Origin of the sequence: Microbacterium oxydans (assembly GCF_900095745.1) — a bacterium.
In the GTDB taxonomy this organism is placed as follows: Bacteria; Actinomycetota; Actinomycetes; order Actinomycetales; family Microbacteriaceae; genus Microbacterium; species Microbacterium oxydans_B.
Window position 1 is genome coordinate 37,896 of record NZ_FMIR01000006.1, and the last position, 12,400, is coordinate 50,295.

The window sequence follows — 12,400 nt, forward strand, 5'->3', positions numbered from 1 at the left end:
CGGGGGCGCTGCGTCAGGCAGCGATCTCCTCGCACACGCTGAGCTGCGGGAGTCCGTGCATCTCGTAGTGCTCGACCAGGCGGATGCCGCCGTCGTCGGTGAGCTCGAGCTCGCTCTCACCATCGCCGGTCACCACGGTGCCGTCGGCCTTGAGCACGTGCACGAACGACACCCAGATCGTGTCAGCGGTGCGCGTGCCGACGAACTTGCCGAACGTGACCGTGTCGCCCTCGTACCCGCCCCAGATCGCGCCGTCGCGCTCGAAGTACTCGAAGATGCTCGGGGATTCGGGGTCGACCGCAGAAGTCGTGGACGAGACCATCCGGAAGCGGCGGCCGTCGAGGGAGGGGAGGGTTGCTGTCGCAGTCACACCCTCGATTATGCGGGATGCCGTCGGCCACCGGTCACCCGCACCGGGTGATCCGGCCGCCGGGCTCCTCCCCGCCGTCCTTAGGCTGTGCCGCAAGAGGCGACGTGTGCCCCGTCGCCGAGAGCCGTAGGAGCTTCATGTCCGATCTGCAGCGTTCCAGCCTTCCGATCCCCGACCTGGCGTACACCGGCACGGTCACCTACGACGCGACCGATCCGGACACCGCGTTCCCTCCGATCACCCCGGTGCGACCGCCCGCGGGAGCACCGAACGTGCTGGTCGTGCTCATCGACGACACCGGCTTCGGCGCATCGAGCGCGTTCGGCGGCCCCGTGCAGACCCCGACCTTCGAGCGCGTCGCGGCCGCGGGACTCAAGTACACGCGATTCCACACGACCGCCCTGTGCTCGCCCACTCGAGCCGCCCTGCTCAGTGGCCGCAACCACCACACCGTCGGCATGGGCGGAATCACCGAGATCGCGACCTCGGCACCGGGATACAACTCGCTGCGGCCCAACAGCTGCGCGCCGCTGGCGGAGACGCTCAAGCTCAACGGCTACAACACCTCGCAGTTCGGCAAGTGCCACGAGGTGCCGGTCTGGCAGGCCAGCGCGATCGGACCGTTCGACGGCTGGCCGACGCCCGGCAACGGCTTCGAGTACTTCTACGGCTTCCTCGGCGGCGAGACGAACCAGTGGTACCCGGCCATCTACGAGAACACGACGCCCATCGAACCGTGGGGCACGCCCGAGGACGGCTACCACTTCATGGGCGACATGACCGACAAGGCGATCGCCTGGGTGCGTGAGCAGAAGTCGCTCGCCCCCGAGGTGCCGTTCTTCACCTACTTCGCCCCGGGTGCCACGCACGCTCCGCACCACGTCCCCGCGGAGTGGGCCGATAAGTACAAGGGCCAGTTCGATCAGGGCTGGGACGAAATCCGCAAGGAGACCTTCGCCCGTCAGCTCGAACTCGGCGTCATCCCGCCCGACGCCGTGCTCACTGAGCGCAGCCCCGGCATCCCCGCCTGGGACGAGATGAGCGACCTGATCAAACCCGCCCTGGCCCGACAGATGGAGGTCTACGCCGGGTTCCTCGCCTACGCCGACCATCATGTCGGACGCCTGCTCGACGCATACGAAGAGCTCGGCATCCTCGACGACACCCTCGTCTACGTGATCATCGGCGACAACGGCGCGAGCGCCGAGGGTTCGATGCACGGCACGACCAACGAGAGCTTCACGATCAACCACATGAACGAGATCGAGACCGAGCAGTACGTCGCCGACCACATCGATGACATCGGCACGCCGAGCTCGTACAACCACTACGCGGTCGGCTGGGCGCACGCCATGGACACTCCGTATCAGTGGACGAAGCAGGTCGCCAGCCACTGGGGCGGCACCCGCAACGGCACGATCGTCAGCTGGCCGAACGGCGGCGTGGAGAAGGGCGGCATCCGCAACCAGTTCAGCCACGTGATCGACGTCGCCCCGACCGTCCTCGCCGCAGCGGGGATCCCGGAGCCGACGACCGTCAACGGTGTGACCCAGCGTCCCTACGAGGGCACGCCGATGAACTACACGTTCTCGGATGCCGATGCGGCGGAGCAGCACGAGACGCAGTACTTCGAGATGCTCGGCAACCGCGCGATCTACCACAAGGGGTGGACGGCCGTGGCGAAGCACAAGGACCCCTGGCTGGCCTCGTCACACGGCCTCGATGACGACGTGTGGGAGCTCTACAACGTCGAGGAGGACTGGACCCAGTCGAACGATCTCGCCGCCGCAGAGCCCGAGCGCCTCGCGCACCTGCAGCGCCTGTTCCTCATCCAGGCCGCACGCTTCAACGTGCTCCCGCTCGACATCCGGTCCGCCGAGCGGATGAATCCCGACATCGCCGGGCGCCCGCAGCTCATCACCGGCGACTCGCAGAAGTTCTACCCGGGCATGAAGCGCATGAGCGAGAACTCGACGATCAACATCAAGAACAAGTCGTGGACCGTCACCGCGCAGGTCTCGGTGCCGGATGCGGGTGCCGACGGCGTGCTCATCGCCCAGGGCGGCGCCTACGGAGGCTGGTCGTTCTATGCGAAGGACGGCAATCTCGCCTTCGCGTACAACCTGCTCGGTATCGACGTCGACATCGTGCGCTCCGACTCCCCGGTCCCGACCGGCGAACAAGAGGTGCGCGCCCACTTCGCGTACGACGGCGGCGGGCTCGCCAAAGGCGGCACCGTCACCCTCTACGCCGGTGACGAGAAGATCGGTGAGGGTCGTGTGCAGAAGACGATCCCGTTCCAGTTCACGTTCGACGAGACGGTCGACATCGGCAACGACCTGGCTTCGCCGGTGTCGCCCGACTACGCCGCGACCGGCAACGGATTCACGGGCACGATCGAGTGGGTGCGCATCGACCTCGGTGATGACGACCACTCCCACTTGATCGACGACGAGCACAAGCTCGCGGTCGCCATGCTCAAGCAGTAGCCGAAGGCGACCCGAGACGGCGTGCGATCACCGATCGCACGCCGTCTCGGCATTTCCCGCCGTCACGCCCGCGCCATTCGTCTTCGAGGAGCGCGTAGACGAGCAGGGTCGCCCACTCGTCCTTGAACCACTCGCTCTCGACGAACCGCGCTTCGAGTCGGAAGCCGAGCCGTTCGACGACCCGCGCGGATGCGGTGTTGCGTGCATCGATCCGTGCCGCGATCCGGTGCAGGCCGAGTCCGTCGAAGCCGAGCGTGAGCAGCGCCTGCACGGCTTCGGTCGCGTAGCCACGTCCGGCGACACGAGGGTCGAAGATGTAGCCGACCTCGCCTGATCGATCCTTCTCGCTCCGCCAGAACAGCACCACGTCACCCACGAGTTCGCCGGTCTCGCGCTCTTCGACGGCGAGGCTCACGGCGTCGCCCTCGTTGTCGAAGCGCGTGTTCGACCAGATCGTGGCGATGCGCCGCTCGATGTCCGCGTGCTCCAGCGGCCCATAGGGCACGTAGCGCACGGCATCCGCGTCGGACTTGTACACGTGCATCGCGGTGGCGTCGCCGGGAGCGATCGGGCGCAGGAGCAGGCGTTCGGTGCGGATCGGATACTCCGGGGCGAACGCACGGGACGAAGGCGCGGCTGTCGGGGACACGGGTCTCACCCTACGTCCGGGTAGCGTGGTCGCATGGAGTGGATGTCTGATCCCTCGGCGGGAGCCTGGGTGCGCGAGCGACTCGACACGGACCTCGAGACGATGCATTCGGTGGTCCCGCGCGGTTTCGCCGCCTATGCGCGGATCCTGCATCCGGCGATCGTCCGCTCGCTCCCGGACCGTGCGGTGCCGACCTCGGACGAGTGGGACCGGCTGCCCGAGTCGGAGCAGCAGGCGCTGCGCGGGCAGTTCGTCGACGAGCCTGCCACCTGGGCGCAGACGGCCGCTGCCTTCGACACGACCCTGCACCCGCTCGCACAGTGGCACCGGATCGTGCGGACACAGACCGATGAGGACTGGCGCACGCGGATCGCTCCGGACGGTCGCGAGTTCTCCGCCCCGCTGGAGGGCGAGCTCGCCCCGGAGCACCTGGCGGCCATCGCGACGCACCTCGTGGACCACACGCAGACTCCGGATGCCGGTTTCGCCGCGCTCTGGGAGGGCCGCGGCGATCTGTTCGGCTTCTACGGCATCACCCCGGCCGGCGGTTCCCTGGCCTTCACGGACGACCCGAACCATCAGGCGATGCTCGATCGCAGCACGCACGATCCGTTCAACAACGTCTTCCGCAAGCCCACCTGGCAGGAGGGCATCCTCTCGCGCGAGATCTCCGAGGGGCCGCGCCTCCGGCTCCCGATGCGCGATCACGTGCTGTTCTCGGCGCCGCCGCGCGCCTTCGCCGACCCGGAGTGGGCCCGACAGGTTCCGTGGCGCGATCGCATCGCCGAAGAGCGCGGGTTCCCCCGGCCGCCCCAGAGCCCGAGCCTGCTGTGGCCCGAGGATCACGCCTGGGTGATGGTGAGCGAGGTCGACTTCGACTCGACGATCGTGGCCTGCTCCCCCGCGCTGATCGACACGCTCTGCGCCGACGAGCGGCTCGAGGCCTTCGCGATTCCGGAGGGCGCCGACCTCACGTGGGACGCCGACATGGTGAACCGGTGAGTCCGCCGCAGACGCCCTTCGACGCGCGACCGCTCAGCGACCCGGTCGACGCAGCCGCCGTGCGCGCCTTCGCCGCGGAGCTGCGTTCGCGTCCGTCGTCGCGGACGTCGGCATCCACCGTCATCGGCATCATCGCCGTCGCGATCGCCGCGGTCGTGCTGATCCCGGTCATGGTCAGTGTGATCGTGAGCATCGCGTCGCTCGGCGGAAGCCCGTCTGCGATGGCTATCCCGCTGGTACTGATCGTCCTGCTGCTGGCGGCCGCGGGCGTCATGATCTGGATGGGTGTGCGCAACGCGCAGACCACGCGGTACCGGCTGCATCGGTTCGCGCAGGCGAACGGCATGTCGTACGAGCCGAAGGTGGCCGACCCTCCCCTGCCCGGCATGATCTTCAGCCTCGGCCGGTCGCGGCAGTCGACAGACCTGCTCCGGGGCACGAGGCCGCGCTTCGTGGAGTTCGGCAACTACCAGTACACGGTGCAGTCGGGCAAGAACTCGACCACCTACCGCTGGGGCTACGTGGCCGTGAAGCTCGACGTGCCGCTGCCGAACATCGTGCTCGACGCGAAGGGCAACAACGGCTTCGGCTCGAACCTGCCCGCCTCATTCCACAAGGAACAGCGCCTGTCGCTCGAGGGCGACTTCGACCAGCACTTCACCCTGTACTGCCCGGCCGGCTACGAACGCGATGCGCTCTACCTGTTCACGCCCGACATCATGGCGCGGTTCATCGACAACGCGGCGCAGCTCGACGTCGAGATCGTCGACGACTGGCTCTTCCTGTACACGCAGCGCAAGGTGTCGACCCTCGATCCGGCGACCTGGGCCTGGCTGTTCGGCACGGTCGGCGCGCTGCTGACGAAGTTCGATCAGTGGGCGCGGTGGCGCGACGAGCGCCTGGTCGCCGAGAACCCGGGCGCCACGGCATCCGCAGCGGTTCCGGGCCAGGCGCTGCCGTTCGCTGCGCCGGCGGGCCTGCTCACGCCGCCGCCGGGCGTCGCACCGCAGGGACGACGACTGAAGCGCGGCGGCACGTGGCTGCCGCTGATCGTCGTGATCGCGTTCGCCGCGTTCTGGTTCCTGAGTCGCATGAACTGAGGCGGAGTCCGAGTGTGGGGGTGGGTGTCGGCTGGGGACCGAACTCCCACCCCATCCCCCCTCGGGATCGAAAGAAGATCGACTCTCCCTCCGCATGGCGGCTGAGCCGCCCCGCCCATGGTCAGCTGGGGACTGACACCTCTGGGCGTATACCCGAATGGTATACCGGATGGGGTTGCAACGCGTTGCATCCATGCGCCGGAATGCGCTTTCTGCCGACGGGGTCAGCTCCGGGCGCCGCCCCGAACCCGCGCCCACCGACCCGCGAGCTCGTCGAGGGACCGGTCGAGCGACAGCCACGCGTCGGCATCGCGCATGGCCGCACCGATCCGCTCGGCGTTCGCGCGATAGGAGGAGTCCGACCGCACGCGCTCCACGGCGCGCGCGACCTGCGCCGGCGTCGCGGTGCTGGTGCGCAGATTCACCCCGGCGCCCGACCACCCGACTCGCGCGCAGACCTCGACCTTGTCCTCGGTTTGCCCGGCGACCACGAGCGGAACCCCGTGCGCGAGCGCCTGCTGCACGCCGCCGTAGCCGCCGTTGGTGACCAGCACATCGACGAGGGGCAGCAGACGGTCGTACGGAAGGTACTCGGCGACGCGCACGTTGTCGGGCAGCTTTCCGGCCAGCGCATCGACCGGGCGTCCACCCGTCGACACCACGACCAGGGCATCGGATGCGGCGAGCGCGGCGATCGTCGGCTGCACGAGCTGCCCGAAGTCGGAGTTGGCGATGGTCCCCTGGGTGACGTGCACGATCGGCCGTGAACCGTCGAGCTCGGACCACCACTCCGGCAGGACGGGGTCGGACGGCGACGGCGGCAGCGGTCCCGCGAAGTGCACGGTGGCGGGAAGGTCGGGGCGCGGGTACTCGAACTCGGGCACGGTGAACTGCACGTAGGCGTCGGCACGGCCCGCCCAGTCGAGCACGAAGCCGCCGAGGTCGCGGCCGACCTCGCGCCGCGCCATCGCGTCGGCCTCCTTCTGGACTCCACCGAAGATCGCGCGCTCGGCGACCGTGCGGAGGGCGGCGTTGCGCAAGCGGCCGAGGGGGCCGGGCATCGGGGTGACACCGAGCCCGAACGGCGCCGTGTCGGCGCTGCGCGCCCCGAGCGGGAAGATGCCGAGCACTACGACGGGCGGCCTCTCGTCCGCGGGCAGCAGCTGCAGGAGCGCCCCGCCGACGAAGAGCGGCTCGGTGAGGACGGCGTCGACGGGGCGGGCTTCGAGTTCGGCGCGGATCGCGGCGAGCTGCGCGGCGCCGGGGCGGACGAAGAGGTTGCTCATGTCGAACCGCAGGGCTGCGGGACCGGTGAGCCCCCGACGCTCGGGGAACGCGCCATCGGCGTCGTCGAGGTCGACATCGGCGTCGACGGGCAGCGGGAGGAAGCGCGCACCGGCGGCCTGCACACGTTCGGCATAGCGGCCGCTCGTGAGGAAGCTCACGTCGTGGCCGCGGGAGAGGAGGTGGCGAGCGATCTGCAGCAAGGGCACGACATGGCCGTGCGCGGGCGTGCAGGTGATGAGGTAGCGGGACATGGCGGATTCTTTCCCTAAGATCGGATGTACCGTCGTAGTATTCATCACCCCGTTAGGAAAGTCAATGGTTGAGGCCGCTCCCCGCGCCTATCGATCGGAGCTGCGCGCCCGCCAGGCGCAGGAGACCCGCTCGCGCATCGTCGCCGCATCCGCCCGCCTGTTCGCGACGCAGGGGTATCAGGCGACCACGATCGCCGCGATCGCCCGGGAGGCAGGAGTGTCCGCCGAGACCGTGAAGACGACGGCCGCGAAGGCCGAGCTGCTGATCGCCGCATTCGAGACCACGTTCTCGGGATCGGAGGGCGCGGATTCCCTCGCCGACACCGAGGTCGCCGCCGGCTTGCTCGAGCTGCCGGACGAGGCCTTCCTCGATGCGGTGCTGACCCAGATCACCACTGCGAACGCGCGAGGTCACGGGCTGTGGACGGTGCTGCTCGGTGCCGCACTCTCCGACCCGGTCGTCGACGCCGCCCTGCACCGCATCCTGGAGCGTCGCGGCGCGGACTACCGCATGTTGGTCTCGGAGCTGCGACGGCGCGGCATCGCCACCCCCGGCATCGATGAGGCGACGACAGCCGACGCCCTGTCGTTCCTGCTCTCCCCCGAGAGCTACCAGCAGCTCGTCGCGCAGTCCGGGTGGACCACCGACCGCTACGCCGCGTGGCTGCGCGAGGCGGTCGATGCCGAGATCACGGCGACGAGGCTGTCTCCCGCTGACTAGAGGACCCCGACCACCCGTGACGTCTGCCTTCGCTGCCTCTCGCCCTACAACTGGCCCAACGCGGCGCTCAGCGCCATGTTGGCGACGACGAACGCGATCAGCGTGAGGGCGACGCCACTCGTCGGGATGATCCAGGACCTTCGGATTCGAGACCTGAAGTAACCGTAGGAGCCTGCGGCGACGATGAAGAGCGAGAGATCCGTCCACCAGAACGCGTGAGTGGACGAGCCTATTGCGGGATAGTCGCAGCGAGCCGTGCACCCAGCGATCTCGAGAATCCTCATGAAGATGAACAGCGCAGCCACCACCGACACGAAGACGTGGAACCACATGACGTGGTCGCCCGGCAGGCTCCGGTTGCGGCGCTGGTCGTCCATTTCTCTCCTCACGGTTCGTGTCAGAGTACGAGACTCCCGTTCGCGTGAGCATCCGAGTGCGTCACTCCGGGGGACTCGACAGCCCCGTCACAGCGCGAGGGTCGCGCGGGCGTCGTTCACCAGGAGGAAGAGGGTGCGACGCGCATCAGGGAAGACGGTGAAGCCGAACCGCTCGTAGAACGGGACGATCTCGTCGTTGATCGCGTGCACGAGGATCGCGCGCACGCCGATGGCGCCTGCGGCTTCGAGCGCCCGCATCGTCGCGTGCTGCAGAAGCGAGAATCCCAAGCCGCGACCCGAGTACTCCCGGTCGACGGCCAAGCGGCCGAGCAGCACGATGGGAACAGACCCGGGCATGCCGACCGCGAGTGGTGGCGGCCCATCGCCGCGATCGATGGCACTGGAGGCCAGGCAGTAATACCCTGCGGCTCTCCCCTCCCGCGTGACCGAGACCATGGTGCGCGAGGCACCGTTCTTCTCATTCGAGCGGGCCTGACCTCGCAGCCAGATGTCGAGACTCTCCTCACCGCAACGGAAGTCGGACAGCTTGTCGCCGGCCGCAAGGGGCCGCGGCGTCAGGAGCTCAGTCAACGAAGACGGATTCGCGTCTCAGCAGCTCCCGCAGGCCCTCGACGGTGCGGGGTGGGCGGTCCATAACCTCGATGAAGGCGTCGAACCGCACGGCATCGACGAGCAATCGGCGTTCGCGCTCGATGACCTCCTGCGCCCGCTCCACGAGGACGGAAGCCGAGAAGTCGGTCACGGTGCGGCCTTCGATCGCAGCTGCCTGCTCGATCGCCTCTTTCTGATCCGCCGTGACCCGGAACTCCAGACGGGCGCTCTTCAGCGGAGAAGTCGAGGTGCTCATGGGATCGATTGTACGGCAGATCTCCGTACATCTGGGAGCCTCCGTGCGGCTGAGCGACGGAACTCGCTCTCTCAGGTGACGGGTCCGGCCCGGTCGGGATGCGTCGCGTTGCGCGACGCATCCCGATCTGTCCTCACATCAGACCCACCCCGGCACCTCCAGATGAAGGCGGAGGCGCCCCCCTTTGTCGGGCGAGCCGCCTACTGGGCGGGCCCAGAGGGCATTACGCCTGCGCTACCGCGCGACGTCGGCGAAGGATCCACATCGACATGAGAACGACAAGTCCCAAAACCAGTACGACGCCATCGATGAACAAGAAGATCCGCCATCCCTCATCGACTGCGGTAGCGGCTGCACCAAACGCCATGCACGCGGCGAGGAAAACGAAGGTCCAGCCGGCCAGCGCACGACCAAAGGACTGCCCGCGAACGGGCTTACGTTCTGTGCTCACGGTTTCATTCCTCTCCATCGTCAGCATGTGAAGTACCCATCAGACATATGCTCCTGGGCCATCTGCCCGAGGTATGCGGCCAGAGCTGCAGGGGACAGCCATGGTGCTGTAACGGTAGTCCCAATCACCACAACCCCTCCACCTACGACCCTGCCAGCTTGCGCCCAGCATGGTCCCAGATCTCTTGCCGGAACCGAGGGAGAAGCCGTTGTCGGTGACGCGACTGAGACGACCTGAGTCGGGGCGATCTCAACCGCCTGCGCAGGAGCAGCAACCCCTAGCGCCACCAGCAGAGCAACGGCTGTCGCGGCCCCGTCCCGAGTGTTCTCCGAATATGCATAGTGCTCTTCCGTGTCGAGTGAGGCTCCAAGCTCATGGAATCATGAGCTATAACGTTACCTGCTAACTAGTTAGACGTCTGTCCCTCTTCGGCCGACAGACGAACGTCTAGGGCGATCTGTCACGGGACGCGGCAATCGCCCTGCCTCGCCGCCGACCGCAATGACGAACCCGTGGCTGAGCGCGGGACCTCGTTACCCCGAGTGACGGGTCCGGCCCCACCCCGTTCTGCATGCCGGAGAATTGAGAGTGATGTCTGAACGCGAAGAGCACACCCAGTGGCAGGCCGAGCGCCGCGCCTCCGTCACGTCTGCCACCGGCAACCTCGCCCTGGTCGAGACGCGCTGGACCGGCGAGCGCCCCGACCTGGATGCCGCGCAGCGTGCCGCATCCCCCACCGAGATCGTGACGCCGCTCCAGCGCACGGACATCGAGACCGGCCAGGCGGAACACGGCCTGCGCGTCTGGGATGCCGACGCCCCCGCCATCCGCGCGTTCGACCGCATCGACACGTACGAGTACGACCCGGCGTGGGTGCTCGAGGGCCACTTCACCCCCGTCTCCGGTGATCGCCGGGTCTCATTCGAGCACATCCGCGACAACGGCGGCACCCGCGACCTCGTCGTCCCCGGCGACATCCGCCTCGAGCTGAACGGCCGCGAGTACGACCTCGCCGCGTTCGACGACGGCGGCACGCTGCTGCTCGTCTTCGGCGACGAGACCAACGGCTCGGAGACCTACGGATCCGGTCGCTTCCTGTTCGTCCAGCTGCGCGACGACGAGGGCTCCGTCACCCTCGACTTCAACCGCGCGTTCGTGCCGCCCTGCGGCTTCAGCGCCCAGTACAACTGCCCGCTGCCGCCGGCATCCAACCGCTTCCCCCTGCCTATCCGAGCAGGCGAGAAGAACGTCGTCTTCCGCGACGGCTTCGACATCTACGCGGTCTGACACCGCGCACTCTCACCCTGGAGTAGTCATGAGAAGAACTCGCATCCTCGGCGCGCTCGGCGCCGTCGCCACGCTCGCCCTCGTGGCCGGCTGCGCGTCGGGCACGACCGACGACGCCTCGAGCGAAGACGCCACCGTCTTCATCGGCTCGCTGTACGAGCCCACCAACCTCAGCAACACCCAGGGTGGCGGCCAGGGCGTGACCGAGGCGCTGACCGGCAACGTCTACGAGGGCCTGTACCGGCTGACGGACGACGGTGAGGTCGAACCCTTGCTCGCCGAAGACGCCCAGGTGTCCGACGACGGTCTGACCTACACGATCACGCTGCGCGACGACGTGACCTTCCACTCGGGCGACCCACTCACCTCCGCCGACGTGAAGTCGAGCGTCGAGGCCGTCACCGCCGAAGACTCCGTGTCGGCGCGCAAGTCGAGCTTCGGCGTGATCGCCGATATCGCCACCCCCGACGACTCGACCGTCGTGTTCACGCTGTCGCAGCGGTCGATCTCGTTCCTCTACAACCTCAGCTACGTCTGGATCGTGAACGACGAGGCCGGCGACATCACCAGCGCCGAAGACGGCACCGGTCCGTACACGCTCGACGAGTGGAAGAAGGGCTCGACCCTCACCCTCGATCGCTGGGACGACTACTGGGGCGAGCCCGCCAAGAACGGCGAGGTCGTCTACACGTACTTCACCGACGCGACGGCCGAGAACAACGCGCTGCTCACGGGTGAGATCGACGTGATCACCAGCGTGCAGAGCCCCGACTCGCTCGCGCAGTTCGACAACGACGAGTACGTGATCAGCGAGGGCACCTCGACCACGAAGGAGCTGCTCGCGTTCAACGACCGCGTCGCCCCCTTCGACGACGCCCTCGTGCGCAAGGCGATCTACTCCGCGATCGACACGAAGAAGCTGCTCGAATCGATCTGGGGCGACTACGGCACGCTGATCGGCTCGATGGTTCCCCCGACCGACCCCTGGTACGAAGACCTCACCTCGGTGAACCCTTACGACGTGGAGCTCTCGAAGGACCTGCTCGCGCAGGCCGGCTACGCCGACGGCTTCACGTTCACCCTCGACACCCCGAGCTACGACCCGCACCCCGCCGTCGCGGAGTTCCTGCAGTCGCAGCTCGCCGAGGTCGGCATCACGGTCGAGATCAACACGATCAGCGCCGATGAGTGGTACACGAAGGTCTTCAAGGAGCAGGACTTCGAGGCCACCCTCCAGGAGCACGTGAACGACCGCGATGTGGTCTGGTACGGCAACCCCGACTTCTACTGGGGCTACAACGACGCCGACGTGCAGAAGTGGGTCGCCGATGCCGAACAGGCCACCACGACCGACGAGCAGACGGCCCTGCTGAAGCAGGTCAACGAGAAGATCGCCGCGGATGCCGCGAGCGTATGGTTGTACCTGTACCCGCAGATCGTGGTCGCCTCGAGTGACCTCAGCGGGTACCCGGTCAACGGCCTGAACTCGCAGTTCTTCGCCTACGACATCGTCAAGTCCTGACGTGCGAGGGGATGCCGCGCGTCGGC

At 67.8% G+C, this 12,400-nt stretch carries 13 protein-coding genes; 6 read left to right on the forward strand and 7 right to left on the reverse strand.

The features are described from left to right. Window positions 1-13: 13 nt before the first annotated feature. Window positions 14-370 carry a hypothetical protein gene (locus BQ2383_RS00980; RefSeq protein ID WP_231481877.1) on the reverse strand — a complete coding sequence of 119 codons (357 nt, stop codon included), beginning with the start codon at window positions 368-370 and terminating at the stop codon, window positions 14-16. A 137-nt stretch (window positions 371-507) separates the two neighbouring features. Between BQ2383_RS00980 and BQ2383_RS00985 the strand changes: the two genes are divergently transcribed. Further along, window positions 508-2,859: an arylsulfatase gene (locus BQ2383_RS00985; RefSeq protein ID WP_091027840.1), complete on the forward strand. Its 2,352-nt coding sequence runs from the start codon at window positions 508-510 to the stop codon at window positions 2,857-2,859. Here the strand turns inward: BQ2383_RS00985 and BQ2383_RS00990 are convergent. Next, the gene (locus BQ2383_RS00990; protein WP_244175847.1) at window positions 2,849-3,508 is read right to left on the reverse strand and encodes a GNAT family N-acetyltransferase; all 660 of its coding nucleotides are present in this window, start codon (window positions 3,506-3,508) and stop codon (window positions 2,849-2,851) included. The two genes, BQ2383_RS00985 and BQ2383_RS00990, sit on opposite strands and share 11 nt — an antisense overlap. A gap of 33 nt (window positions 3,509-3,541) precedes the next feature. On the opposite strand from BQ2383_RS00990, the gene BQ2383_RS00995 reads away from it, so the two are divergent. Next, on the forward strand, window positions 3,542-4,510 hold the full coding sequence (locus tag BQ2383_RS00995; RefSeq protein ID WP_091027844.1) for a hypothetical protein: 969 nt from the start codon (window positions 3,542-3,544) through the stop codon (window positions 4,508-4,510). Further along, entirely contained in the window at window positions 4,507-5,610 is a 1,104-nt protein-coding gene (locus BQ2383_RS01000) for a hypothetical protein (RefSeq protein WP_091027848.1), read from the forward strand. Before BQ2383_RS00995 ends, BQ2383_RS01000 begins: the two co-directional genes overlap by 4 nt. A 224-nt stretch (window positions 5,611-5,834) precedes the next feature. On the opposite strand, the gene BQ2383_RS01005 is transcribed toward BQ2383_RS01000, so the two are convergent. Beyond that, on the reverse strand, window positions 5,835-7,148 hold the full coding sequence (locus BQ2383_RS01005; protein ID WP_091027852.1) for a glycosyltransferase: 1,314 nt from the start codon (window positions 7,146-7,148) through the stop codon (window positions 5,835-5,837). Window positions 7,149-7,212: 64 nt separating this feature from the next. Between BQ2383_RS01005 and BQ2383_RS01010 the strand changes: the two genes are divergently transcribed. Further along, window positions 7,213-7,869 carry a TetR/AcrR family transcriptional regulator gene (locus BQ2383_RS01010; RefSeq protein WP_091027856.1) on the forward strand — a complete coding sequence of 219 codons (657 nt, stop codon included), beginning with the start codon at window positions 7,213-7,215 and terminating at the stop codon, window positions 7,867-7,869. Between the two features lie 44 nt (window positions 7,870-7,913). Here the strand turns inward: BQ2383_RS01010 and BQ2383_RS01015 are convergent, their stop codons facing one another. The 4 genes from BQ2383_RS01015 to BQ2383_RS01030 all read right to left on the reverse strand — a co-directional run bounded on the left by BQ2383_RS01015 (window position 7,914) and on the right by BQ2383_RS01030 (window position 9,565). Further along, entirely contained in the window at window positions 7,914-8,246 is a 333-nt protein-coding gene (locus tag BQ2383_RS01015; RefSeq protein WP_091027859.1) for a hypothetical protein, read from the reverse strand. 87 nt (window positions 8,247-8,333) lie between these two features. Further along, window positions 8,334-8,837 (reverse strand): GNAT family N-acetyltransferase, encoded by a 504-nt coding sequence (locus tag BQ2383_RS01020; protein WP_091027862.1) that lies wholly within the window; start codon window positions 8,835-8,837, stop codon window positions 8,334-8,336. Beyond that, the gene (locus BQ2383_RS01025; RefSeq protein WP_091027866.1) at window positions 8,830-9,114 is read right to left on the reverse strand and encodes a DUF1778 domain-containing protein; all 285 of its coding nucleotides are present in this window, start codon (window positions 9,112-9,114) and stop codon (window positions 8,830-8,832) included. The genes BQ2383_RS01020 and BQ2383_RS01025 overlap by 8 nt, the downstream gene beginning before the upstream one ends. A 223-nt stretch (window positions 9,115-9,337) precedes the next feature. Further along, complete coding sequence (locus BQ2383_RS01030; RefSeq protein ID WP_140403278.1) at window positions 9,338-9,565, reverse strand: hypothetical protein; 228 nt, start codon at window positions 9,563-9,565, stop codon at window positions 9,338-9,340. Between the two features lie 591 nt (window positions 9,566-10,156). Here BQ2383_RS01030 and BQ2383_RS01035 point away from each other — a divergent pair. Both BQ2383_RS01035 and BQ2383_RS01040 read left to right on the forward strand, forming a co-directional pair. After that, window positions 10,157-10,852, forward strand: a complete 696-nt coding sequence (locus BQ2383_RS01035) for a DUF1684 domain-containing protein (RefSeq protein ID WP_091027873.1) — start codon at window positions 10,157-10,159, stop codon at window positions 10,850-10,852. A gap of 28 nt (window positions 10,853-10,880) precedes the next feature. Further along, window positions 10,881-12,374, forward strand: a complete 1,494-nt coding sequence (locus BQ2383_RS01040; protein ID WP_091027876.1) for an ABC transporter substrate-binding protein — start codon at window positions 10,881-10,883, stop codon at window positions 12,372-12,374. Window positions 12,375-12,400: the final 26 nt, after the last annotated feature.

Bases quoted from the DNA above. Each gene is read 5' to 3' on its own strand.
- BQ2383_RS01005 (WP_091027852.1), bottom strand. From the start codon at position 7,148: ATGTCCCGCTACCTCATCACCTGCACGCCCGCGCACGGCCATGTCGTG.
- BQ2383_RS01015 (WP_091027859.1), bottom strand. From the start codon at position 8,246: ATGGACGACCAGCGCCGCAACCGGAGCCTGCCGGGCGACCACGTCATG.
- BQ2383_RS00985 (WP_091027840.1), top strand. From the start codon at position 508: ATGTCCGATCTGCAGCGTTCCAGCCTTCCGATCCCCGACCTGGCGTAC.
- BQ2383_RS01010 (WP_091027856.1), top strand. From the start codon at position 7,213: ATGGTTGAGGCCGCTCCCCGCGCCTATCGATCGGAGCTGCGCGCCCGC.
- BQ2383_RS01025 (WP_091027866.1), bottom strand. From the start codon at position 9,114: ATGAGCACCTCGACTTCTCCGCTGAAGAGCGCCCGTCTGGAGTTCCGG.
- BQ2383_RS01035 (WP_091027873.1), top strand. From the start codon at position 10,157: ATGTCTGAACGCGAAGAGCACACCCAGTGGCAGGCCGAGCGCCGCGCC.
- BQ2383_RS00995 (WP_091027844.1), top strand. From the start codon at position 3,542: ATGGAGTGGATGTCTGATCCCTCGGCGGGAGCCTGGGTGCGCGAGCGA.
- BQ2383_RS01040 (WP_091027876.1), top strand. From the start codon at position 10,881: ATGAGAAGAACTCGCATCCTCGGCGCGCTCGGCGCCGTCGCCACGCTC.